The organism is Pseudomonas sp. BJP69 (genome assembly GCF_007633355.1).
GTDB lineage: Bacteria > Pseudomonadota > Gammaproteobacteria > Pseudomonadales > Pseudomonadaceae > Aquipseudomonas > Aquipseudomonas juntendi.
Genome location: NZ_CP041933.1, coordinates 5,086,659 through 5,110,139 on the forward strand (window position 1 = coordinate 5,086,659; position 23,481 = coordinate 5,110,139).

Annotated in this window: 25 protein-coding genes; 18 read left to right on the forward strand and 7 right to left on the reverse strand. The window is 63.2% G+C overall.

The genetic code is table 11. The annotated features are described in order from the left end of the window. The first annotated feature begins 3 nt into the window (after positions 1–3). From FPB55_RS23760 to FPB55_RS23780, 5 genes are all read left to right on the forward strand, one after another. The gene (locus FPB55_RS23760; protein ID WP_029886361.1) at positions 4–381 is read left to right on the forward strand and encodes a DUF971 domain-containing protein; all 378 of its coding nucleotides are present in this window, start codon (positions 4–6) and stop codon (positions 379–381) included. A 267-nt stretch (positions 382–648) separates the two neighbouring features. Then, a complete protein-coding gene (phaC, locus tag FPB55_RS23765) occupies positions 649–2,328 on the forward strand; it encodes a class II poly(R)-hydroxyalkanoic acid synthase (RefSeq protein WP_144189451.1) in 1,680 nt (559 codons plus the stop codon). Between the two features lie 62 nt (positions 2,329–2,390). After that, positions 2,391–3,242: a poly(3-hydroxyalkanoate) depolymerase gene (gene phaZ, locus FPB55_RS23770; protein WP_029886363.1), complete on the forward strand. Its 852-nt coding sequence runs from the start codon at positions 2,391–2,393 to the stop codon at positions 3,240–3,242. 58 nt (positions 3,243–3,300) lie between these two features. Continuing rightward, on the forward strand, positions 3,301–4,983 hold the full coding sequence (gene phaC, locus FPB55_RS23775; RefSeq protein ID WP_009682359.1) for a class II poly(R)-hydroxyalkanoic acid synthase: 1,683 nt from the start codon (positions 3,301–3,303) through the stop codon (positions 4,981–4,983). A 13-nt stretch (positions 4,984–4,996) separates the two neighbouring features. Beyond that, positions 4,997–5,611, forward strand: coding sequence for a TetR/AcrR family transcriptional regulator (locus tag FPB55_RS23780; RefSeq protein WP_047150172.1), 615 nt, complete (start codon positions 4,997–4,999; stop codon positions 5,609–5,611). Between the two features lie 111 nt (positions 5,612–5,722). Here FPB55_RS23780 and FPB55_RS23785 read toward each other — a convergent pair whose 3' ends face one another. Beyond that, positions 5,723–6,490 (reverse strand): phasin family protein, encoded by a 768-nt coding sequence (locus FPB55_RS23785; protein ID WP_115294928.1) that lies wholly within the window; start codon positions 6,488–6,490, stop codon positions 5,723–5,725. A 10-nt stretch (positions 6,491–6,500) separates the two neighbouring features. Beyond that, positions 6,501–6,920, reverse strand: a complete 420-nt coding sequence (locus FPB55_RS23790) for a phasin family protein (RefSeq protein WP_009682364.1) — start codon at positions 6,918–6,920, stop codon at positions 6,501–6,503. Between the two features lie 336 nt (positions 6,921–7,256). Between FPB55_RS23790 and FPB55_RS26790 the strand changes: the two genes are divergently transcribed. Then, on the forward strand, positions 7,257–8,021 hold the full coding sequence (locus FPB55_RS26790) for a hypothetical protein (RefSeq protein ID WP_225786362.1): 765 nt from the start codon (positions 7,257–7,259) through the stop codon (positions 8,019–8,021). 297 nt (positions 8,022–8,318) lie between these two features. Next, positions 8,319–8,543, forward strand: a complete 225-nt coding sequence (locus FPB55_RS26795) for a hypothetical protein (protein ID WP_052960509.1) — start codon at positions 8,319–8,321, stop codon at positions 8,541–8,543. Between the two features lie 12 nt (positions 8,544–8,555). Here FPB55_RS26795 and FPB55_RS23800 read toward each other — a convergent pair whose 3' ends face one another. Continuing rightward, positions 8,556–8,831 (reverse strand): polyhydroxyalkanoic acid system family protein, encoded by a 276-nt coding sequence (locus FPB55_RS23800; RefSeq protein ID WP_144189453.1) that lies wholly within the window; start codon positions 8,829–8,831, stop codon positions 8,556–8,558. A gap of 124 nt (positions 8,832–8,955) precedes the next feature. Between FPB55_RS23800 and ubiE the strand changes: the two genes are divergently transcribed. From ubiE to FPB55_RS23855, 11 genes are all read left to right on the forward strand, one after another. Continuing rightward, positions 8,956–9,726 carry a bifunctional demethylmenaquinone methyltransferase/2-methoxy-6-polyprenyl-1,4-benzoquinol methylase UbiE gene (gene ubiE / locus FPB55_RS23805; protein WP_009682367.1) on the forward strand — a complete coding sequence of 257 codons (771 nt, stop codon included), beginning with the start codon at positions 8,956–8,958 and terminating at the stop codon, positions 9,724–9,726. Then, complete coding sequence (locus tag FPB55_RS23810; RefSeq protein WP_009682368.1) at positions 9,726–10,349, forward strand: SCP2 sterol-binding domain-containing protein; 624 nt, start codon at positions 9,726–9,728, stop codon at positions 10,347–10,349. Before ubiE ends, FPB55_RS23810 begins: the two co-directional genes overlap by 1 nt. Further along, positions 10,346–11,965, forward strand: a complete 1,620-nt coding sequence (ubiB, locus tag FPB55_RS23815) for a ubiquinone biosynthesis regulatory protein kinase UbiB (RefSeq protein WP_029886369.1) — start codon at positions 10,346–10,348, stop codon at positions 11,963–11,965. The genes FPB55_RS23810 and ubiB overlap by 4 nt, the downstream gene beginning before the upstream one ends. Before the next feature lie 72 nt (positions 11,966–12,037). Continuing rightward, entirely contained in the window at positions 12,038–12,430 is a 393-nt protein-coding gene (gene hisI / locus FPB55_RS23820; protein WP_003249284.1) for a phosphoribosyl-AMP cyclohydrolase, read from the forward strand. Between the two features lies 1 nt (position 12,431). After that, positions 12,432–12,767 (forward strand): phosphoribosyl-ATP diphosphatase, encoded by a 336-nt coding sequence (locus FPB55_RS23825; RefSeq protein ID WP_009684306.1) that lies wholly within the window; start codon positions 12,432–12,434, stop codon positions 12,765–12,767. 61 nt (positions 12,768–12,828) lie between these two features. After that, a complete protein-coding gene (locus tag FPB55_RS23830; RefSeq protein WP_029886370.1) occupies positions 12,829–13,101 on the forward strand; it encodes a twin-arginine translocase TatA/TatE family subunit in 273 nt (90 codons plus the stop codon). Positions 13,102–13,104: 3 nt separating this feature from the next. After that, complete coding sequence (gene tatB / locus FPB55_RS23835; protein WP_009684305.1) at positions 13,105–13,482, forward strand: Sec-independent protein translocase protein TatB; 378 nt, start codon at positions 13,105–13,107, stop codon at positions 13,480–13,482. Then, positions 13,479–14,267, forward strand: coding sequence for a twin-arginine translocase subunit TatC (gene tatC, locus FPB55_RS23840; RefSeq protein WP_009684304.1), 789 nt, complete (start codon positions 13,479–13,481; stop codon positions 14,265–14,267). The genes tatB and tatC overlap by 4 nt, the downstream gene beginning before the upstream one ends. Next, on the forward strand, positions 14,264–14,971 hold the full coding sequence (locus tag FPB55_RS23845; RefSeq protein WP_144189454.1) for a 16S rRNA (uracil(1498)-N(3))-methyltransferase: 708 nt from the start codon (positions 14,264–14,266) through the stop codon (positions 14,969–14,971). The genes tatC and FPB55_RS23845 overlap by 4 nt, the downstream gene beginning before the upstream one ends. Before the next feature lie 100 nt (positions 14,972–15,071). Then, positions 15,072–16,988, forward strand: a complete 1,917-nt coding sequence (locus FPB55_RS23850; protein ID WP_144189455.1) for a methyl-accepting chemotaxis protein — start codon at positions 15,072–15,074, stop codon at positions 16,986–16,988. A gap of 192 nt (positions 16,989–17,180) precedes the next feature. Beyond that, positions 17,181–19,124 carry a methyl-accepting chemotaxis protein gene (locus FPB55_RS23855; protein ID WP_144189456.1) on the forward strand — a complete coding sequence of 648 codons (1,944 nt, stop codon included), beginning with the start codon at positions 17,181–17,183 and terminating at the stop codon, positions 19,122–19,124. A gap of 123 nt (positions 19,125–19,247) precedes the next feature. Here the strand turns inward: FPB55_RS23855 and FPB55_RS23860 are convergent, their stop codons facing one another. The 4 genes from FPB55_RS23860 to FPB55_RS23875 form a co-directional block, all read right to left on the reverse strand. Continuing rightward, positions 19,248–19,982 (reverse strand): amino acid ABC transporter ATP-binding protein, encoded by a 735-nt coding sequence (locus FPB55_RS23860; RefSeq protein ID WP_029886375.1) that lies wholly within the window; start codon positions 19,980–19,982, stop codon positions 19,248–19,250. Continuing rightward, entirely contained in the window at positions 19,975–20,937 is a 963-nt protein-coding gene (locus FPB55_RS23865) for an amino acid ABC transporter permease (RefSeq protein ID WP_115294936.1), read from the reverse strand. Before FPB55_RS23865 ends, FPB55_RS23860 begins: the two co-directional genes overlap by 8 nt. 111 nt (positions 20,938–21,048) lie before the next feature. After that, positions 21,049–21,846 carry a transporter substrate-binding domain-containing protein gene (locus tag FPB55_RS23870; RefSeq protein WP_033690660.1) on the reverse strand — a complete coding sequence of 266 codons (798 nt, stop codon included), beginning with the start codon at positions 21,844–21,846 and terminating at the stop codon, positions 21,049–21,051. A gap of 218 nt (positions 21,847–22,064) precedes the next feature. Continuing rightward, positions 22,065–23,425, reverse strand: a protein-coding gene (locus FPB55_RS23875) for an IS3 family transposase (protein WP_238706607.1) whose coding sequence is annotated in 2 segments (ribosomal slippage) — positions 22,065–22,957 and positions 22,957–23,425 — 1,362 coding nt in all. Because the reading frame shifts where the segments join, the coding sequence is not laid out codon by codon here. Positions 23,426–23,481 lie beyond the last annotated feature (56 nt).

The following is a 23,481-nucleotide window of genomic DNA, read 5'->3' on the forward strand; positions in this document are numbered from 1 at the left end:
CCCATGGCCCGCATGCCCACCGCCATCAACCTGCACAAAGCCTCGAAAACCCTCAGCCTTACCTATGCGCCCGGTGAGGTCTACACCCTGCCCGCCGAGTTCCTGCGCGTGCACTCCCCCTCCGCCGAGGTCCAGGGCCACGGCAACCCCATTCTGCAATTCGGCAAGCTCAACGTCGGCCTCAGCGGCATCGAGCCAGCCGGCCAATATGCACTGAAACTGACCTTCGACGACGGCCATGACAGCGGCCTGTTCACCTGGGAATACCTGGAACAGCTGTGCCTGCGCCAAAACGAGCTGTGGGCCGAATACCTCGACGAGCTGCACAAGGCCGGCAAGTCCCGCGACCCGGCGGAGTCGGTCGTCAAATTCATGCTCTAGCGCAAGGGCTGCAAGGTTTAGAGCGCATTTTCTAGTTTCATCTGTTTGAATGATGGGCAGACGGCCCAGTGACGGGCTGTCTTGCGCATTACATGAAAGTCGGGTAACCAATGTGAGTGGCAAGTTCCCTGCATCACGCTGCAGGTATACAGAACCCCGCAGCACCGCTGTTCCTTATCACTGGTCACCCGAGTAGCAGTACCGGGCTCAGGGCTGTGCCCCCGTCACAGCAACCGGTACTCGTCTCAGGACAACGGAGCGTCGTAGATGAGTAACAAGAACAACGATGAGCTGCAGCGGCAGGCCTCGGAAAACACCCTGGGGCTGAACCCGATCATCGGCATTCGCCGCAAAGACCTGTTGAGTTCGGCACGTACCGTATTGCGCCAGGCCGTGCGCCAACCGCTGCACAGCGCAAAGCACGTGGCCCATTTTGGCCTGGAACTGAAAAACGTCCTGCTGGGCAAGTCCAGCCTGGCCCCGGAAAGCGACGACCGACGCTTCAACGACCCGGCCTGGAGCAGCAACCCGCTGTACCGCCGCTACCTGCAGACGTATCTGGCCTGGCGCAACGAACTGCAGGACTGGATCGGCAGCAGTGACCTGTCACCTCAGGACATCAGCCGCGGCCAGTTCGTCATCAACCTGATGACCGAAGCCATGGCGCCGACCAACACCTTGTCCAACCCGGCGGCGGTCAAGCGCTTCTTCGAGACCGGTGGCAAGAGCCTGCTCGACGGCTTGTCCAACCTGGCCAAGGACATGGTCAACAACGGCGGCATGCCTAGCCAGGTGAACATGGACGCCTTCGAGGTGGGCAAGAACCTGGGCACCAGCGAAGGCGCGGTGGTGTACCGCAATGATGTGCTGGAACTGATCCAGTACAGCCCGATCACCGAACAGGTGCACGCCCGGCCACTGCTGGTGGTGCCGCCGCAGATCAACAAGTTCTACGTATTCGACCTGAGCCCGGAAAAGAGCCTGGCTCGTTTTTGCCTGCGCTCGCAGCAGCAAACCTTCATCATCAGCTGGCGCAACCCGACCAAGGCCCAGCGTGAATGGGGCTTGTCCACCTACATCGACGCACTCAAGGAAGCCGTCGACGCCGTATTGGCGATTACCGGCAGCAAGGACCTGAACATGCTCGGTGCCTGCTCTGGCGGCATCACCTGCACGGCACTGGTAGGGCACTACGCAGCCCTCGGCGAGCACAAGATCAATGCCCTGACCCTGCTGGTCAGCGTGCTGGACACTACGATGGATACCCAGGTGGCGCTGTTCGTCGACGAGCAGACCCTGGAAGCCGCCAAGCGCCACTCCTACCAGGCCGGTGTGCTGGAAGGCAGCGAGATGGCCAAGGTGTTCGCCTGGATGCGCCCCAACGACCTGATCTGGAACTACTGGGTGAACAACTACCTGCTCGGCAACGAGCCGCCGGTGTTCGACATCCTGTTCTGGAACAACGACACCACGCGCCTGCCCGCCGCCTTCCATGGCGACCTGATCGAAGTGTTCAAGACCAACCCGCTGACGCGCCCCAACGCCCTGGAAGTGTGCGGCACCCCCATCGACCTGAAAAACGTGCAGTGCGACATTTTCAGCGTGGCGGGTACCGCTGACCACATTACCCCGTGGCAGTCGTGCTACCGCTCGGCCCACCTGTTCGGGGGCAAGATCGAGTTCGTGCTGTCCAACAGCGGGCATATCCAGAGCATTCTCAACCCGCCGGGCAACCCCAAGGCACGCTTCATGACCGGTAACGACCGCCCGGGTGATCCGCTGGCCTGGCAGGAAAATGCCACCAAGCATGCCGACTCCTGGTGGCTGCACTGGCAAGGCTGGCTGGCCGAGCGCGCAGGCGAACTGAAAAAAGCGCCGACCCGCCTGGGCAACCGTGCCTATGCTGCGGGCGAGGCGGCCCCAGGCACCTACGTTCACGAGCGTTGAGTGGCAGCGCCGTGGCGGCCCTCAGGGCGCCACGGTGTTCATTTCACCCAAGAGTCACGCGCATGACGCAACCGTATATCTTCCGGACCGTCGAGCTGGACAACCAGTCCATCCGCACCGCCGTCCGCCCCGGCAAGCCGCACTTGACGCCGCTGCTGATCTTCAATGGCATCGGCGCCAACCTGGAGCTGGTATTCCCGTTCATCGAAGCACTGGACCCGGACCTGGAAGTGATCGCTTTCGACGTACCCGGTGTCGGCGGCTCGTCCACCCCGCGCCACCCGTATCGCTTCCCCGGGCTGGCCAAGCTGACGGCACGGATGCTCGATTACCTCGATTACGGCCAGGTCAATGTGATTGGGGTGTCCTGGGGCGGCGCCCTGGCCCAGCAGTTCGCCCACGACTACCCCGAACGCTGCAGGAAGCTGATACTCGCCGCCACTGCCGCCGGTGCGGTGATGGTACCCGGCAAGCCCAAGGTGCTGTGGATGATGGCCAGCCCCAGGCGCTATGTGCAGCCGTCCCATGTCTTGCGCATTGCCCCGCTGATCTACGGCGGCGGTTTTCGCCGGGACCCGGAGCTGGCCATGCACCACGCAGCCAAGGTGCGCTCCGGCGGCAAGATGGGCTACTACTGGCAGCTGTTCGCCGGCCTCGGCTGGACCAGCATTCACTGGCTGCACAAGATCCAGCAGCCGACCCTGGTGCTGGCGGGCGACGACGACCCGCTTATCCCGCTGGTTAACATGCGCCTGCTGGCCTGGCGGATTCCCAACGCCGAGCTACATATTATCGACGACGGCCATTTGTTCCTGATCACCCGAGCCGAGGCTGTCGCGCCAATCATCATGAAGTTCCTGCAGCAAGAACGTCAGCGCGCCGTGATGCACCCGCGCCCGGCCTCGGGAGGGTAAGCGCCAGCACCGCGAAAGGGGCTAAAACGCGCAATGGGTCAGACAAGGGAGTGTTGCCATGACAGACAAACCGGCCAAAGGATCGCAAACGCTCCCTGCCGGCAGAATGACCGTGCAGCATGCCATGCTCGGCCTGCGCGGCCGCGACCTGCTGGCCACGCTACGCAATGTCGGCCGCCACGGGCTGCGCCACCCGTTGCATACCGCCCATCACCTGCTGGCCCTTGGCGGGCAACTGGGGCGGGTGATGCTGGGCGATTCACCGCTTCAACCCAACCCGCGTGACAACCGGTTCAGCGACCCTGCATGGAGCCTGAACCCGTTCTACCGCCGAGGCCTGCAAGCCTACCTGGCCTGGCAGCAGCAGACCCGCCAGTGGATCGACGAAAGCCAGCTGCATGACGATGACCGGGCCCGCGCCCACGTTCTGTTCAACCTGCTCAACGATGCGCTGGCCCCCAGCAACTCGCTGCTCAACCCGCTGGCCGTGAAGGAACTGTTCAACACCGGTGGCCAGAGCCTGGTGCGCGGCCTGGCCCACCTGCTCGAAGACCTGCGCCACAACGATGGCCTGCCGCGCCAGGTCGATGAGCGGGCCTTCGACGTGGGCCGCAACCTGGCCGCCACCCCTGGGGCCGTGGTATTTCGCAACGAGCTGCTGGAGCTGATCCAGTACCGGCCGATGAGTGAAAAACAGCACAGCCGCCCGCTGTTGGTGGTGCCGCCGCAGATCAACAAGTTCTATATCTTCGACCTGAGCACGAACAACAGCTTCGTCCAGTACATGCTCAAGAACAATTTGCAGGTGTTCATGGTCAGCTGGCGCAACCCAGACCCGCGCCACCGTGAATGGGGCCTGTCCAGCTACGTGCAGGCGCTGGAAGAAGCCCTGGATGCCTGCCGCCGCATCAGCGGCAACCGCGACCCCAACCTCATGGGCGCTTGCGCCGGCGGCCTGACCATGGCCGCCTTGCAAGGCCACCTGCAAGCCAGGAACCAGTTGCGCCGGGTGCGCAGTGCCACCTACCTGGTCAGCCTGCTGGACAGCAAGTTCGACAGCCCGGCCAGCCTGTTCGCCGACGAGCAGACCCTGCAGGCAGCCAAACGCCGCTCTCACCAGCGCGGCGTGCTGGACGGCGCCGAAGTGGCGCGGGTGTTTGCCTGGATGCGCCCCAACGACCTGATCTGGAACTACTGGGTCAACAACTACCTGCTCGGCAAGACACCGCCTGCGTTCGACATTCTCTACTGGAACGCCGACAGCACGCGCCTGCCTGCCGCATTGCATGGCGACCTGCTGGATTTCTTCAAGCTCAACCCGTTGACCTACCCGGCCGGGCTGGAGGTCTGCGGCACGCCAATCGACCTGCAACAGGTCAGCGTGGACAGTTTTACCGTCGCCGGCAGCAACGACCACATCACCCCCTGGGACGCGGTGTACCGGTCGGCCTTGCTGCTGGGCGGTGAGCGCCGCTTCGTGCTGGCCAACAGCGGGCATATCCAGAGCATCATCAACCCGCCAGGCAACCCCAAGGCCTATTACCTGACCAACCCCAGCCTGAGCAGTGACCCGCGCGCCTGGTTCCACGAGGCTACGCGCAGCGAGGGTAGCTGGTGGCCGTTGTGGCTGGCGTGGATCACCCAGCGCTCCGGGCCGCTCAAGGCGCCACGCAACGACCTGGGCAACGCCACCCACCCGCCCTTGGCCCCTGCGCCCGGCACCTATGTGCTGACCCGATGAGCAGACCGACCGGATGAAAACCCGCGATCGTATCCTTGAGTGCGCCCTGCAGCTGTTCAACCAGCAGGGCGAGCCGAACGTATCGACCCTGGAGATTGCCAACGAGCTGGGTATCAGCCCGGGCAACCTCTACTACCACTTCCACGGCAAGGAGCCCCTGGTACTGGGGTTGTTCGAGCGCTTCGAAGAAGCGCTGATGCCGCTGCTGGACCCGCCGCTGGAAGTGCGCCTGGATGCCGAGGACTACTGGCTGTTCCTGCACCTGATCGTCGAGCACATGGCGCAGTACCGGTTTCTGTTCCAGGACCTGTCGAACCTGACCGGGCGCCTGCCCAAGCTGGCCCGCGGCATGCGCAGCCTGATCAACGCCCTGAAGCGCACGCTGGCGGCACTGCTGGCCAGCCTCAAGGGCCAGGGCCTGGTACAGAGTGACACCCAGGCCTTGGGGCAACTGGTGGAACAGATCACCCTGACGCTGCTGTTCTCGCTGGATTACCAGCGGGTGCTGGGGCGCGCAGGGGATGTGGGAATCGTGGTGTACCAGGTGATGATGCTGGTGGCGCCGCACCTGCAGGCTCAGGCCCGGGGGGCAGCCGAGCAGTTGGCGATGAAGTATCTGGAGGACTAGCCCTGCAGGGGCTGTGCTGCCGCCGCCAACGCATTCGCGGGTGAACCCGCGCCTACAGGGTTGTGCTGAACCTGTAGGCGCGGGGCCACCCGCGAAGAGGCCGTTGCGGTATCAGATCAGGGTACCGGTCCCGTTGGCCGCCGACGGCGTGTTGCTGGCCGGGGCTGCAGCCGGGGCCGGGGCGTCGGTTGCGGCAGGTGCGGCGCTGGCCGCCGGCTTGGCCGGTGCTTTCTTCGCTGCAGGCTTCCTGGCTGCTGCCGGTTTGGCTGCCGCAGGCTTGGCGGCGGGTTTCGCTGCTGCCGCCTTGCTTGCAGGTTTGGCAGCCGCAGGTTTTGCCGCGGCCGCCTTGGCTGCAGGTTTCGCCGCAGCGGTTTTGGCTGCGGGTTTGGCCGCTGCCGCCTTGGCCAGTGGCTTGGCTGCCGCCTTGCTGGCTGCCGGCTTGGCTGCGGCCCCACGCGACGAAACCGGCGCCACCGAGGCACCGGTCAGCTTCTCGATCTGCTTGGTCAGGCTGTCTACCTGTTGGTGCAGGGCCTTGATTTCGTTGCGGCTTGGTACACCCAGGCGCGAGATGGCGCTGTTCAGGCGTTTATCGAAAGCCTCTTCGAGTTCGCTCCACTTGCCCAGCGCCCGGTCCTTCACGCCGGACACCCGCGAAGTGGTCGAAGACTTGGCGCTTTCGGCCACATCTTCGGCGCTCTTCTTGGCCTGCTTTTCGGCCTTCTCGCCATCTTTCACCAGCGAGTCGAAAAGCTTGGGGCCGTCCTGGTCGATCTTCGAATAGATACCCAGCCCCGCCAGCCAGATCTTGCGGGAGTACTTTTCGATCCCGCCGACCCAGGAGCTGCCTGCTTTGTCGGTATTCTTCTTGCCAGCCATCCTGCTCTCCTTATGGTTTGTGCGCGACGCGCTCAAGCAGCTCGTGCAGCTGTTCAAGCTTGATCGACAGCGCCTCAACGTCATGTTTAGACGGTATGCCAAGGCGATTCAAGGCGCGCCCTACCCGTGCGTCGAAAGCTTTTTCGATCTTGTCGAGTTGAATTTCAACCTTGCCACGTACGCGGCTCACTTCCTGGGCGGCGTCATCGATCTGCTGGTTGGCGGCGTCCAGCTCTTTATCAATGCGCTTCTTGCCCCGCTTCTCGACACCTTCGCCGGCCTTGACCAGCGCCTGGAAATAGTCGGCGCCTTCGTGGCCGACACGCGCATAGGCGCCGATGCCCGCCAGCCAGATCTTGCGTGCGTAACCCCGCACCTCACCCAGCGTGCCCGGCGCGTCCGCCTTTTTCTTCACATTCACTTTGGCCATGCTCTGTACCTCATGCTCATGAGTGGAGGAGGAACCGCCCATGGAGGGTGGGCTTGAGCATAAGGTAGAGGCAGGAATTAGAATCTTCACCCTAAGATCGGCGCACTGCTTTATCTACCACAGACGCAGCAGCCCGCTGCTCCAGCATTCGGCTCCCATCAACCGGAGCCTCCTGCCATGCCATCGTCATCGCCCCTCTCGTTCAGGCAGCTTGTAGCCACCCAGTTCGCCAATCGCCCGCGCTTGCGCGAAGTCATGGGGGGCGGAGCCTGACGGCTACTACCTCCCCAGCCGCGAACGCAGCCGTGGCCCTTGGCTGAAACGCTGGAACGGTGAATGGATGCCAACACGGAAACCTTCGTCGGTGTCTACCTGAAGCGGGTGGAACCCTACGACCAGGCACTCGAGGCATTCCTGAAGTCGCTCGATGAGCACCCCGGCGCTTCGCTCGACAATTTGCCGGAGCACCTGCAGGAGCGCCTGCGCGCCCTGCAGGCGCTTCGCCAGGAGACGCGCGCCAACCTCGATGTGTTGGCACTCACCTATGAGAAACAGGCCACGCTGATCAGGGAGCAGATACAACTCTACACCCGCATGGGCGAACCGAAGTACCTCAGGTTCGACCCGCAAGCCACCGCTTCATTCGCGCGAGGCCAATGGTGGGAGCAGTTGCTGCAAACTGACCTGCAGCAGTTCCGCCGCCTGCTCGACATGAATGACTACGAGGTGCTCAAGACCCAGTCCCGTCGCCTGGTGCAATTGCCGTTCGGCCAGGAACAGGCAGAGCTGTACCTGGACTTCAGCAAGCACATCGAAGCCGCACTGGCTGTGCACAGGCGCATCCTCAGTGTCAGCCAACGCCTGGACCATAATCTTGCCGAGGCCATGCAAGACGGGCAGATCCAGTTCCCCGGCAAACGCAAGAAGCTCGACGGCATCATCAGCACCCGGCAGTACTCGACCCTCATTACCCGGGCCAGATCATCAGTGACCCGCATCAACTCGTCGTCCGCAGGGACCGGCTCAGCGCAGACGATTTCGAAAGTACCCTGCTCGCCCAGCAAACCCTGCGCAGCAAGCATTTTCACGAAGCACTGCTGAGCCACGACAGCCTGGCTGCCGCCGGCCTGACGCCCGAACAGCAGAAGGCGCCCCTGGAGAGCGCCCTTCGCGAATACAAGCTGGCCCTGAGCAATACCCAGTACTTGCTTTCACGCAACATGCCTGCGGTGGACAGCAGCCAACTCGAGGCCTACATCGTTGAGCTCAGTATACTGATAAGCCTGGGCGAGGATGACATGGCCAACCTGGCGGCCGCGACCGATCGCCAGGATGCAGTACCCGAGCAACCACTGACCCACAGGGCGCGCAAACAGCTCAAGCCCAATGACTTTCTGGATGTGTACGACATCTATCGCCTGCAGCCCAGGCAGATATCGCCTGCAGCCCAGGCAGAAGCTCTGGGAGGCGCACTTCCACTACACCACCGCCAACGCCAATGCCCGGCGCTTTGCCAAAGGCCATTTGAAGTTTCCGGAGGCCATGGGCCGCGACGAGCGCTTGCAACGGGGTGACCTGCGCCTGGACCAGATCGAAGACCTGATCCCGTTCCCCGCCAGCTGAATAAAGCGGGCGTCAGACCAGTGCCTTGTCCAGCGCCCGCTCGATCTCGCCCTTGATGGTGCCGCTCATCATCGACAGCATCATGCCCAGTTTCAGCTCCACGCGGATGCTGTCTTCGCCGATCTGCACGCTACCCTTGGCGCCGCTGCGCGCCACATCGACCCGGTCACCGTTCCAGGTGGCCTGGAGGTCGTACTCGCGGCTGAGCTTGTCGACCAGCGCCTGGGCCTTGGCACGGGCGGCGTCACGGCCGAGGGAGTGTTTGCGTTCGACGCTGATCTGGGTCATGCGGGTGTTCCTGAAGATGTAGACATAATCGGCATTATGCCCGCCCCCGGCCACAGGCACACCCTGCCAAGACAAATCCGCCCGTTCGCCCTAGAATGGCGGTAATTTTTTCCGGTGAAGCGATATGAACGACCAGCGCAAAGGCGACCACGCCGAACCCACCACCCATTTCGGCTACCAGGACGTCCCTGAAAGCCAGAAAGCCAAGAAAGTTGCCGAGGTATTCCATTCGGTAGCTGCCAAGTACGACCTGATGAACGACGTGCTCTCCGGCGGCATGCACCGCCTGTGGAAGCGCTTCACCATCGAGCTCTCGGGTGTGCGCAGCGGCAACCGCGTGCTGGACATCGCCGGTGGTACCGGCGACCTTGCCGCCAAGTTCTCGCGCCTGGTCGGCCCGACCGGGCAAGTGGTACTGGCCGACATCAACGACTCGATGCTCAAGGTTGGCCGTGACCGCCTGCTGGACCGCGGCGTGGCCGGCAACATCGAATTCGTGCAGGCCGACGCGGAAAAGCTGCCGTTCCCGGACAACCACTTCGATTGCGTGACCATCGCTTTCGGCCTGCGCAACGTCACCCACAAGGATGCAGCCATCCGCTCGATGCTGCGTGTACTCAAGCCCGGCGGCCGCTTGCTGATCCTGGAGTTCTCCAAGCCGACCAACAAGCTCATGTCCAAGGCCTACGATGCCTACTCGTTCGCCTTCATGCCACTGGCCGGCAAGCTGATCACCAACGACTCCGAAAGCTACCGTTACCTCGCCGAGTCGATCCGCATGCACCCCGACCAGGAAACCCTCAAGAGCATGATGGTCGAGGCCGGCTTCGACCGCGTCACCTACCACAACATGACCAGCGGCATTGTTGCCGTGCACCGGGGAATCAAGCCCTGATGCTGCTGGCCGGGCTGCTCGCCAGTGTCGAACAGGGCCTGAACCGCGTCCTGCGCATGGACAGCACGGCCCTGCCGCGGCTGGGCGCGCTGGCGGGCAAGGTCATCGAGATAGACTGCCGCCAACCGGCCTTGCAGGTGTTCATCCTGCCCGATGAAGAGGGCCTGATGCTCGCCGCCCACTGGGAAGGCGAGGTCGACTGCAGCCTGCGCGCCCCGGCCGGCAGCCTGGCGCAACTGGCCATGGCCAAGGACAAGACTGGCGTGTTGCACAGCCCGCAGGTCGAGCTGCACGGCGACAGCGCCGTGCTGCTCGACCTGTTCGGTGTGCTGCAGGACCTGGAACTGGACTGGGAGCACGAGTTGCAACGCTGGCTCGGCCCGGTGGCCACGGCCATGCTGGCCGGCCACATCCGCCTGCGCGCACGCTGGACCCGCCAGGGCCTGGCGCGCTTCAGCCAGAATTTGTCCGAGTACCTGGCCGAAGAGTCGCGCACGCTGGTCGGCAAGCGCGAAGCCGAGGCTGCCTTCAGCGAACTCGATGCCCTGAAACTCGACACCGAACGCCTTGAGGCGCGCCTCAAGCGCCTTTCCCGATCCCTTGATTCCAGCGATAACGCATGAAGCTGCTCGCCGTCCGCCGCCTTTTCCGCATTCAGCGTGTGGTCATCCGCTACCGCCTGGATGACCTGCTGTTCGATCAACCCCTGCTGCCCTGGTGGCTGGCCAGCCTGCGCCTGCTGATGCCGTGGCGCTGGCTGCCACGCAAGCCGTCCGAGCTCAACCGTGGCGCACGTCTGCGCCTGGCGCTGCAGGACCTGGGGCCGATCTTCATCAAGTTCGGCCAGTTGCTGTCCACCCGCCGCGACCTGCTGCCCCCCGACATCGCCGACGAGCTGATGCTGCTGCAGGACCGCGTGCCGCCATTCGACCCGAAACACGCCGTGGCGTTGATCGAAGCGCAACTGGGTGCCAAGGTGGGCGAGCTGTTCAGCCGCTTCGACGTCGAGCCGCTGGCCTCGGCCTCGGTCGCCCAGGTGCATGCCGCGCGCCTGAAAACGGGCGAAGAGGTGGTGGTCAAGGTGGTCCGCCCCGGCCTCAAGCCGGTCATCGCCCAGGACCTGGCCTGGCTGTTCCTGATTGCCAAGGCCGCCGAGCGCGCCTCGGCCGATGCCCGCCGCCTGCACCCGGTGGACATCGTCGGCGACTACGAAAAAACCATCTACGACGAGCTCGACCTGTTGCGTGAAGCGGCCAATGCCAGCCAGCTGCGGCGTAACTTCGAAGGGTCCGAGCTGATGTACGTGCCCCAGGTGTACTGGGACCTGTGCCGCCCCAAGGTGCTGGTCATGGAGCGCATCTATGGCGTGCCCGTGACCGACATGGCTACCCTGGCCGACCAGCGCACCGACATGAAGCTGCTGGCCGAACGGGGTGTGGAGGTGTTCTTCACCCAGGTGTTCCGCGACAGTTTCTTCCATGCCGACATGCACCCGGGCAACATCTTCGTCAGCACGGTCAAACCGTGGAGCCCGCAGTACATCGCCATCGACTGCGGGATCGTCGGCAGCCTCACCGCCGAAGACCAGGACTACCTGGCGCGCAACCTGTTTGCCTTCTTCAAGCGCGACTACCGGCGTGTGGCCGAGCTGCACATCGATTCGGGCTGGGTCCCGGCGCATACCAAGGTCAACGAATTCGAAGCCGCGATCCGCACCGTGTGCGAACCGATCTTCGAAAAACCGTTAAAGGATATTTCCTTCGGCCAGGTGCTGATGCGCCTGTTCCAGACCGCACGGCGCTTCAACATGGAAGTGCAGCCGCAGTTGGTGCTGCTGCAAAAAACCTTGCTCAACATCGAAGGCCTCGGCCGCCAGCTGTACCCCGACCTGGACCTGTGGAGTACCGCCAAGCCCTACCTGGAACGCTGGATGCGCGAGCGCTACAGCCCCAAGGCCATGTTCGGCAACCTGCACAGCCAGGTCGAGCAGTTGCCGCACCTGGCCGGTATGACCCGCGACCTGCTCGAACGCCTGTCGCAACCGCATTTGCATGACCCGCAACTGCCAGAGCGCCGCAAGGGCGACCGCTGGGCGCTGCGCCTGCTGGGTGCCGGCCTGCTGGGCGGGGGCGCGGTACTGGCCGCGGGTGCTGCCGAGGCCGCCAGCCTGGCCGCGCCTGCAGCCTGGCCCGCCTGGCTGATGCTGGCCGCCGGCCTTTACCTGATCGTGCGCCAATAGCCAGCCGCGCCTGTGGCTGGCACACTAGCGCAAATGGCCCGGTACAGGAGCGGGCTCGCTTTGGAGTCGACGATGAAAGACTGGCTGGACGAGATCAAGTGGAACAGCGATGGCCTGGTGCCAGCGATCGCCCAGGACCACAAGACCGGACGGGTGCTGATGATGGCCTGGATGAACCGCGAATCGCTGGCGCTCACGGCCGCCGAGCAACGCGCCATCTACTGGTCGCGCTCGCGTGGCAAGCTGTGGCGCAAGGGCGAAGAGTCCGGGCATGTGCAGAAGCTGCATGAACTGCGCCTGGACTGCGACGCCGACGTCATCATCCTGATGGTCGAGCAACTGGGCCATATCGCCTGCCATACCGGCCGCGAAAGCTGCTTCTATCGCGTCTACGAAGACGGCCAGTGGAAAATCGTCGACCCGGTCCTCAAGGACCCGGATGCCATCTACAGCGCAGGACACTGACATGAGCGACACCCTCAACCGCCTGGCCGCCGTGCTTGAAGAACGCAAGCAAGCGGCGCCCGACAGCTCCTATGTGGCCAGCCTGTACCACAAGGGCCTGAACAAGATCCTTGAAAAGCTCGGCGAAGAGTCGGTCGAGACCATCATCGCCGCCAAGGACGCCGCGCACAGCAAGGATTACAGCGATGTCATCTACGAAACCGCCGACCTGTGGTTTCATAGCCTGGTGATGCTCAGCGCGCTGGGCCAGCATCCGCAAGCGGTGCTGGACGAGCTGGAGCGCCGCTTCGGGCTGTCCGGGCATGATGAGAAGGCTGCGCGAACGCCTTCTGCCTGATGCATTTGCGGGGGGCGCCGGGCGCCCCTGAAGCTTCACTGACATTTTTCAGGAGTACGAAATGGGTATCTTTGACTGGAAACACTGGATCGTCCTGCTGGTGGTCGTGGTGCTGGTATTCGGCACCAAGAAGCTGAAGAACTTCGGCAGTGACCTGGGCGAGTCGATCAAGGGCTTCCGCAAGGCCATGAACGATGAAGAGCACAAGCCGGCCGAGCAAACCCCGCCGCCTGCCCAGCCTGTGCCGCCAGTGCAGAACACCGCCCAGCCACAGCCAGGCCACACCATCGAGGGCCAGGCACAGCCGGTCCAAGAGCCACAGCGGAAAGACTGACCCATGTTCGGCATCAGTTTCAGCGAGCTGCTGCTCGTCGGCCTGGTCGCCCTGCTGGTGCTCGGCCCCGAGCGCCTGCCAGGCGCCGCCCGCACCGCAGGTTTGTGGATCGGGCGGCTCAAGCGCAGCTTCAACAGCATCAAGATGGAAGTGGAGCGTGAAATCGGCGCCGACGACATCCGCCGCCAGCTGCACAACGAGCACATCCTGCAGATGGAAGAGGAAGCCAAGCGCATCCTCAACCCGCTGACGCCACCGGCACAGCCGCCCGTGACCACCGCCACCGTGCAGCCACCCGCCGGGGTCGCAGCCAGGCCAGTGGAAACACCGGCCACCCCGGGCACAACCACTGAACCGCCTCAACCGCCGCGAGCCCCATGAGCGAGAATCCGGAACACGACCAGCCAATGCCGCTGGTTTCGCACCTGACCGAACTGCGCACCCGCCTGCTGCGCTGCGTTGCGGTCATTTTCCTGATCTTTGCCGGGCTGTTCTCCTTCGCCCAGCAGATCTACACCCTGGTCTCCGCCCCCCTGCGTGATCACTTGCCGGCCAATGCAACGATGATCGCCACCGACGTGGCCTCGCCGTTCCTCACGCCGTTCAAGCTGACCATGATCGTGTCGCTGTTCCTGGCCATCCCCTTCATCCTCCAGCAGATCTGGGGCTTCATCGCACCGGGGCTGTACCGCCACGAAAAGCGCATCGCGATCCCGCTGCTGGTGTCGAGCATCCTGCTGTTCTATGCCGGTATGGCGTTTGCCTATTTCCTGGTGTTCCCGCTGATGTTCAAGTTCTTCGCGGCAGCCACCCCGGCAGGCGTGGCCATGATGACCGACATCGCCAACTACCTCGATTTCGTGATGACGTTGTTCTTCGCCTTTGGCGTGGCCTTCGAGATCCCGGTGGCGGTGGTGCTGCTGGTGTGGATCGGCGTGGTCGACGTGAAGTACCTGAAGAAGATCCGCCCTTACGTGATCATCGGCTGCTTCGTGGTCGGCATGATCCTCACGCCACCGGACATCTTCTCGCAGACCCTGCTGGCCGTGCCCATGTGGTTGCTGTTCGAAGTCGGCGTGCTGTGCGGCAGCCTGGTGCGCAAGCGCAGTGCCCACGACGAAACTGCCGACGATTCCAACGACCAGCCGCCAGCGACTCAACCGTGAACCTGCTGCTGCTTGAACAGGCCGACTTCGTTGCGGCCGACCGCGTGGTGCTGGCTGACCGGCGCTTCACCCACATGCAGGAAATCCACCGCGTGGCGGTCGGCGACCAGCTGCGCGTGGGCCGCGTCAACGGCTTGATGGGCCAGGCCACGGTGCTGCGCCTGGCACCGCATCAGGCCGAGCTGGAGGTGGCCTTCGACCAGCAACCGCCGGCCAAACTGCCGCTGACCCTGGTGCTGGCTGTACCCCGCCCGAAGATGCTGCGCCGGCTGTTCCAGACCGTGGCTACCCTGGGTGTACCGCGGTTGATCCTGCTGAACAGCTACAAGGTCGAGAAAAGCTTCTGGCAAACGCCGTTCCTGCAGCCGGAAAACATTCGGGACAACCTGATCCTCGGCCTGGAACAGGCCCGCGACACGGTACTGCCCGAGGTGATCATCGAGAAGCGCTTCAAGCCGTTCGTCGAAGACCGCCTGCCCGCGATCGCTGCTGGTACCCTGGGCCTGGTCGGTCACCCCGGCCCGTACCCTGCCTGCCCGCGCGCCGTGGACCAGCCCGTGACCCTGGCCATCGGCCCCGAAGGTGGCTGGATTCCTTACGAAATCGACCTGCTGGGCAAGGCAGGCCTGGCGCCCGTGCAGCTGGGTGAGCGCATTCTGCGCGTGGAAACGGCCGTCACTGCGCTGCTTTCGCGCATTTTCTGACGCAAACGCCACCTAATCGCCCATCAAGTTTCCCCTTCCCGGGCCGATGGCCTTGGCAACACAACAAAGTTTCGTGCTGCCAAGCCGACCGGGAGTCTACATGTATCAATGGTTAGCCCAATCGCTGGGCAATATGAGCGTGAACCGCAAACTGGGAATGGGTTTCGGCCTGGTCCTGCTATTGACCGTGGCCATCACCCTGACCGGCTGGCACGGCATGGACAGCATCACCGCCCGTGGCGACAAGCTGGGGAATATCTCGGTCATTCAGCAGCACACCCAGGAACTGCGTATCGCCCGCCAGCGCTATCAACGCGAGCGTGATGAGGCCTCGATCGCAGACGTGGAAAAAACCCTGGCCACGCTGGACCGCCAGGTGCAAGTGATGCTCGGCCAGATCGAGCAGCCCGCCGACCACCAGCGCCTGGAGCAGCAGCGCGAGGCCGTGCGCGGCTACCAGCAAGCCTTGGGCGAGCTGAAGCAGGCCGGCCAACGCCGCGAGGCAAGCCGCGCAGTGCTCGGCGATAGCGCCGACAAGGCCGTGGAACTGCTGAACCGGGTGCAACAGCGCCTGCGCCAGGGCGGCGACATAAGCCAATACCAGTCGGCCGTGGAGGTCAACGCCCTGCTGCAGCAAGCCCGCTTCCAGGTACGCGGTTATACCTACAGCGGCAATGCCGAGTACCAGCAAACCGCCTTCAAAGCCATCGACCAGGCCTTGCTCGAACTGCGCGCGCTGCCGGCCAAGGTACCGGCCGACTATGCCGCCAGCCTGGACGACGCTACCACTGCCATGGGCGGCTACCGGGATGCGGTCAACCAGTTCGGCGCAGCCCAGACGGCCAGCGATCAAGCCTTGCAACGCATGGTCGAGCTCGGCACCGCGCTGCTGCAGACCAGCGAGGCGATGACCACCTCCCAGACCGCCGTACGGGATAGCGCGGCCGCCCAGGCCAAGACCCTGCTGCTGATCGCCACCGTGCTGGCGCTGGCCCTTGGCCTGCTGGCAGCCTGGGCGATTACCCGGCAGATCGTCGTGCCCTTGCGCCAGACCCTGAGCGCCGCCGAGCGGGTAGCCAGCGGCGACCTCAGCCACAACCTGCCGGTAGACCGCCGTGACGAGCTGGGCCAGTTGCAAGCCAGCATGCAGCGCATGACCCAAGGCTTGCGCGAGCTGATCGGTGGCATCGGCGATGGGGTAACGCAGATCGCCAGTGCGGCCGAGCAACTGTCGGCGGTGACCGAGCAGACCAGCGCCGGGGTCAACAACCAGAAGGTCGAGACCGATCAGGTGGCGACTGCCATGAACCAGATGACCGCGACCGTGCACGACGTGGCACGCAACGCCGAGCAAGCCTCGGAAGCGGCCTTGATGGCCGACCAGCAGGCCCGTGAAGGTGACCGGGTGGTGGGCGAAGCGGTGGCGCAGATCGAGCGCCTGGCCGGCGAAGTGATCAACTCCAGCGAAGCGATGAACCAGCTCAAGGCCGAGAGCGACAAGATCGGCAGCGTGCTCGACGTGATCAAGTCGGTGGCTCAACAGACCAACTTGCTGGCGCTCAACGCAGCGATCGAGGCTGCCCGTGCAGGCGAAGCCGGGCGCGGCTTTGCCGTGGTGGCCGACGAGGTGCGCAGCCTGGCACAGCGCACCCAGCAGTCGACCGAAGAGATCGAAGAACTGATTGCCGGCTTGCAAAGCGGAACCCAGCGGGTGGCCAGCGTGATGGACAGTAGCCGCCAACTGACTGACAGCAGCGTCGAGCTGACCCGCCGCGCCGGCAGTTCGCTGGAAACCATCACCCGCACCGTATCGTCCATCCAGGCGATGAACCAGCAGATCGCCACCGCGGCAGAAGAGCAAACGGCCGTGGCCGAAGAGATCAACCGCAGCGTGATGAATGTGCGGGACATTTCCGACCAGACCTCGGCGGCCAGTGAGGAGACGGCCAGCTCCAGCGTGGAGCTGGCGCGGCTGGGCACCCATTTGCAAGGGTTGGTGGGGCGCTTCAGGCTCTGATCGGGTGTGCCTGGCCTCTTCGCGTCAGTTCGGCGCGGAGCGGCCAGGCACAGGCGACACATTTCCTACTAGCCGCAGCGAAATTTCCTACCTGATTATCAGGTCAAGTCCTACAGCTCCGCTGCCGATGGGCAAAGGTGTCATGCCGGCAATACGCCTGCATGCCCTCCCCCTTTCGCACGGAGACTCACCATGCTCGGCTACCTCAACCGCAAGCTCGGCAACATCAGCGTGGCTGCCAAGCTGGCCCTCGGCTTCGCTGTGGTCCTGCTGCTTACCCTGGCCACCACCATCAGCGGCTGGCGTGCGTTGGACGACGCCATCGTCCGCTCGCAACAGCTCAGCGAAATCGGCCGGATCAACGACCTGACCAAAGACCTGCGCGCAGAGCGCATCACCTTCCGCGTGCTCAACGACGACGCCAGCAAGGCCACTATCGGCAACATCCTCGACCAGCTCAACAGCATGCTCAGCACCCTGCAGCAGCGCAGCAACGTCGATGAGTCGCGCCAGATGCTGACCGAAAAGCTGACCCTGCTGCAGCGCCTGCGCGATGACTTCACCGAGTTGCAGCGCACCGTCGCCAACCGGGTGGCCTTGCGCCAGGCAATGCAGGAGCAGGAGCAGAAGCTCAACGATGCCATCGATGAGCTGCAGACCCAGGCGTTGCTGAACATGCCGGCCCACAGCCAGCAAAATGGTGCCCTGGCGCAAATGGACACCCTCAGCCGGCAAGTGGATGGTGCCAACCAGCAAAGCCTGGTACCCGCCTACACGTTCGCCCCGGTCGAGGACTTTGCCAAAGTCGGCGACAGCGCCCTGGACGCAGCCCAGGCCAGCCTCGAGCAACTGCTCAAAGGCCTGGCGCCGCTTGGCCTGCCACGCGCTGTCAGCGAGCAGCCCGGTGTCGAGCTGGCCAAATACCGCGCCAGCCTGGACCAATACCGGCGCGCCGCCGTGCGGGTCGAGCAATTGCAGAACAACATGGAGCGAATGGGCAACGAGTTGCGCGCGCTCAGCCTGGAACTGGGTAAACGCAAGGTCGAGCAACGTGACCGCGAAGCCTTGGCCGCCCGCTCGCTGCTGACCAGCGTTGCGTTGCTGGCACTGGTAGCGGGGGCCCTGGCTGCCTGGCTGATCACCCTGCAGATCACCCAACCCTTGCGCCAGACCCTGGCGGTGGCGGCGCGCATCGCCAAGGGCGACCTGAGCCAGGTCGACACCGTGCAGCGCCGTGACGAAATGGGCCAGTTGCAGACCAGCATGCGGGAGATGACCTTGAGCCTGCGCGAACTGATCGGGGGCATCGACCAGGGCGTCGGCCAGCTGTCGCAGGCGGCCTCGCAGCTGGCGACCAGCAGCGAAGACACCAAGCTGCGCATCAACCAGCAGCGCGAGGAAACCGACCAGGTTGCCACCGCCATGAACCAGATGAGCGCCACGGTTCAGGAAGTGGCGCAAAACGCCGAGCAGGCCTCGCAGGCCGCCACCAGCGCCGACCAGCAGGCCCAAGTGGGCGACCAGGTGGTGGCCGAAGCCATCGGCCGCATCGAGCAACTGGCCGGGCAGATGGACCATTGCCTGGCGGCCATGCATCACCTGGCGGGCGAAAGCCAGCGGATTGGCAGCATTCTCGATGTCATCAAGTCGGTCTCCGAGCAGACCAACCTGCTGGCCCTGAACGCCGCCATCGAAGCGGCACGGGCCGGTGAAGCCGGGCGAGGTTTCGCCGTGGTGGCCGACGAGGTACGCGGCCTGGCCCAGCGCACCTCCACCGCAACCGAAGAGATCGGCCAGTTGATCGACAGCCTGCACAGCGGCACCGACGAGGTCACCCGCTTGCTGGACAACAGCAAGCAGCTGACCGAACAAAGTGTGGAGCTGAGCCGCAGGGCCGGCGATGCCTTGGGCCAGATCACCAACACGGTGTCGAACATCCAGGGCATGAACCAGCAGATCGCCACGGCCAGCGAAGAACAGAGCGTGGTGGCCGAGCAGATCAACCGGAGCGTGCTGAATGTGCGGGATGTGTCGGACCAGACCAGTGCGGCCAGTGAGCAGACAGCGATGTCGAGCGGCGAGCTGGAACAGCTGGGGCAGCAGCTGCGGGGGATGGTCGGGCGGTTCAATATCTGAGGGCCGCGACGCAGACATCGCAGTGGATGGCACCGGCATTGCCGGTGTTCGCGGCTAAAGCCGCTCCTACACCGACCACGTTGCGTGTAGGAGCGGCTTTAACCGCGAAGAGGCCGGTGCAGGTTAAAGCACCTGACGCAGGAAGGCCTGCGCGCGCGGGTCTTTCGGCGCGGCAAAGAACGCGGCCGGGGCCGAGTCTTCCAGCAGCTTGCCGTGGTCGAAGAACAGCACCCGGTCGGCCACTTCGCGGGCAAAGCCCATTTCGTGGGTGACGCAGACCATGGTCATCCCTTCCTGGGCCAGGGTCTTCATCACGTCCAGCACCTCGCCGACCATTTCAGGGTCCAACGCAGAAGTCGGTTCATCGAACAGCATGACCTTGGGCTCCATACACAAGGCGCGGGCAATCGCTACACGCTGCTGCTGACCGCCGGAAAGCCGTGACGGGTATTCGTTGGCCTTCTGTGCAATGCCCACCTTCTCCAGCAACGCCCGCGCCTTGGCCTCACGGTCCGCCTTGTTGCGCTTGCGCACCACCTTCTGCGCCAGGCACAGGTTTTCCAGCACGGTCATGTGCGGGAACAGGTTGAAATGCTGGAACACCATGCCGACTTCGCGGCGGTAGGCGTTGATGTCGGTCTTCGGATCAGCCAGTTGCAGGCCGTCGATGGCGACATGGCCCTGGTCGAAGTGCTCCAGCCCGTTAAGGCAACGCAGGAAGGTGGACTTGCCCGAGCCCGACGGGCCCAGTACCACCACCACTTCGCCCTTGGCCACCTGGGTGGTGACGTTATCCACAGCCCGGACCACCTGGCCGCGGGTGTCGAATATTTTCAGCAGGTCACGGACTTCAATCACTTTGCGCAAGCCTCCGCTCGAGCCGGCTGGCAATGTGCGACAGCGGCAGGTTGATCAGCAGGTACAGGCCTGCCACACAGAACCAGATCTCGAAGGTGGAGAACGAGGTGGTAATGGCCTCGCGGCCGCTCTTGGTCAGTTCGGTAATGGCGATCACCGACACCAGCGAGGTGTCCTTGACCAGGCTGATGAACTGGCCGGCCAAGGGCGGCAGTACGCGTTTGAAAGCCTGGGGCAGGATCACGTGGCGCATCGACTGGCCGGCATTCAGGCCCAGCGAGCGTGCAGCTTCGTTCTGGCCTTTGGCAATCGACTGCACCCCGGCCCGCACGATCTCTGCCACGTAGGCGCCCGTGAACAACGCCAGTGCAGCCACCCCGGCAAATTCGCGGGACAGGTTGAGCACGGTACCGATGAAGAAGTAGAAGATGAAGATCTGCACCAGCAACGGGGTGCCACGCACCAGTTCGACGTACACCGTCGACAGGTCGCGCAGGGTCGGGTTGGTCGACAACCGGCACAGGCCGGCGAACAGGCCGATCACCAGGCCCAAGGCGCCGGACACGACCGAGATCCATAGCGTGGTCCACAGGCCCCAGGCCAGCGGCCCGGCGGCCCAGTGGCGGGTCACACCGATCTGGTCGCCCTCGGCAACATCGTCGCCGCGGCTCAGTTGCAGGCTGTCCGCGTCCACATCCAGCACCTGCTCGGCGCCGCTTTCGCCCTTCAGCGTCACGCGGGCGTTATCGCCGGAAATGACGATTTCCTGCACGGTGCCATAATCGGCTGCACGCTGGGTTTCCTCGGCCTTGTAGGCGAAGTACTGCGGAACGCGGTTCCAGCGCCACTCGTAGGAAATCATCGAGGTGGCCATGTACAGGCTCAACGCCAGGCCCACCAGGACCAGCGCGGTCAGCCCGTGCCAGGGCCACTGGGCTTTCTTGTGTTTGATCACGTGGGTACTCCAGAAAGCGTCAAGCCGCAAGCTCCAAGCTGCAAGCACAAGCGGACCGCGCACCGACCCGCTTGTTCTTGCAGCTTGAAGCTTGCGGCTTGAAGCCAGCTTTTATTCCATTTCCTTCAGCCAGTCCTTGTTCTTGAACCACTTGTCGTGAATACGATCGTAGGTCCCGTCGTGCTTGATCTGGTGCAGGAAATTGTTGATGAAGTTGATGCTGTCGTAGTCGCCTTTCTTCAGGCCGAAGGCCAGCGGCTCGTAGGTGAAGGGCTCTTCGAGGAACAGCAGCTTGCCGGCACCGGCCTTGTCCACCGCCACCACGTTATAGGGCGCGTCGTAGACAAAGGCGTCAGCCTTGCCGTTGACCACATCCATCACGGCTTCCTGCTCGTTGTCGTAGCCATGGTACTTGGCTTTGCCGATCAGCTTCTTGGAAACCATTTCGCCGGTGGTGCCAAGCTTGGAGGTGAGGCGGTACTTCTCGTTGTTCAGGTCCTTGTACGACTTGATCTCGCCTGCCAGCTCCTTGCGGATCAGCAGGGTCTGGCCAACCACGATGAAGGGTTCGCTGAAGTTAAGGCGCAGGTTGCGTTCCTGGGTAAGGGTCATGCCGCTGCCGATCATGTCGAACTTGCCGGTCAACAGCGCCGGGATGATGCCGTCGTAAGCGGTGGACACCGCCTCGAACTTGACGCCCATCGACTTGGCCATGGCTTTGAGGATATCGACCTCGAAGCCGATGATCTCGCCACGCTTGTTGGTCATCTGGAACGGCATGTAGGTCGGGTCCATGCCCACCCGCAAGGTGCCGCGCTTGACCGCATCATCGATGGCGCCGGCCTGCGCCGCTGTCACGGCGACCAGGGCCGTGACACCGACCAGCAGTCGCGAAAGGTATTTCTTGATCATCACCAAGTCCCCTAGCAAGAAAAGTAGCGAAGCTTATTGTGTTGGCACGGCCGTACCGGCCGATGCTTCGTATCGGAGAGGGATGCTAACGCATGCCGGCCCGGGGACCTAGCACTGGGGGGGACTTTGTTGGCCAAAATCAGGGGTGGGCCCTTAAAGCTTCGCGGGCACGCCCGCTCCCACAGGGTGGACTGCCCCCAATAAGTTGGACAGTTTCAGCTAGCAGCCCCTGCAGCATGAGCCCTGTATTTCACAGGGCTCATGCCATTGAGCTTTAGCTTGATGCGGTCATGGTTGTAGTAGTGGATGTACTCATCCAGACCGGATTTCAGTTCTTCAACGCTCTTGAAGCGCTGCGGGTAGAAAAATTCGGACTTAAGCGTACCAAAAAAGCTCTCCATAGCCGCATTATCCAAGCAGTTTCCTTTGCGTGACATGCTCTGCTTCACCCCTTGCTCGGCCAGCTTGTGGCGGTACTGCGAGTGTTGGTAGTGCCAGCCTTGATCCGAGTGGAGTACCAGTTTCGGCTTGTTTCCCAGGCGCTTGAAGGCCTTGCCCAGCATGTTGGTAACCAGCCCAAGGCATGGCCTGCTGGCCACTTCGTAGGCCACAATTTCGGCGTTGTACAAGTCCATCACGGGGGAGAGGTAGACTTTTTCCTGAGCCACTTTGAACTCGGTCACATCGGTCACCCACTTCTGATTCGGGCGCTGGGCGATAAAGTTTCGCTCCAGCAGGTTGGGCGCGATGGTGCCGACGACTCCCTTGTACGACCGATATTTTTTCGGCCGCACGAGTGAGCGAAGATCAAGCTCGATCATCAAACGCTCCACCACTTTTTTGTTAACCAAGGTCCCGCCATTGCGGATCACGATCGCAACGCGCCGGTAACCGTAAAGCCCTTTTTCCTCGTGATAGACACGCTGAATCATCTGCTTCAGAGCAGCATGCTTATCAGGTTTGGCCTGCGCTTGAAGCTGGTAATAGAACGTACTGCGCGGCAGATCCGCCAACTCCAGAACAGCGGCCAAAGGAAACCTGTCCTTGAGCGCAGACACGATCAGGGTTTTTTGGGCTGCCTTCGCTCCTGCTTCTTCAACTCTTCCAGCTTTTTTAGGTAAGCGTTCTCCATGCGCAGCCATTCAAGCTCAGCCAGCAACTGGTCGCGGCTTTTATCGGTGTCATCAGAGGTTGTGGGTTTGATGGGGTAAGGCTTTTTCGACATGGCAGCAGGTTTTCTTCTCTTGGGAGCAGGCGAAGCCGGACTTCCACTGTAGTACTGCCGCGCCCAAATGCCTATCTGCGAAGACTGACCAAGACCAAAATGGGCGGCGGTCTGGCGCAAGGAAAGCTGATGCTTGTGCATGTACTCAAGGACTGAGCGCTTGTAGGTCGCACTGTACCGCTGGCCTGGTTTACGCAGACTGAACTGGCCATGTTTCTGGAAGCTGGAGACCCAGCGCCGCAGCAGGCTGAAGTCCACTGCAAGTCGCTGGGCTACTTTTCGGAAACCTTCACCACCCTCCAGGTAGGCATGAACGGCTGTAAGCTTGAATTGGTCTGAGTACTTGCTCATATGGACACCCCAAGAAATTGGATTGGTGTCCAACTTCTTGGGGGCAGTCCAGGGAA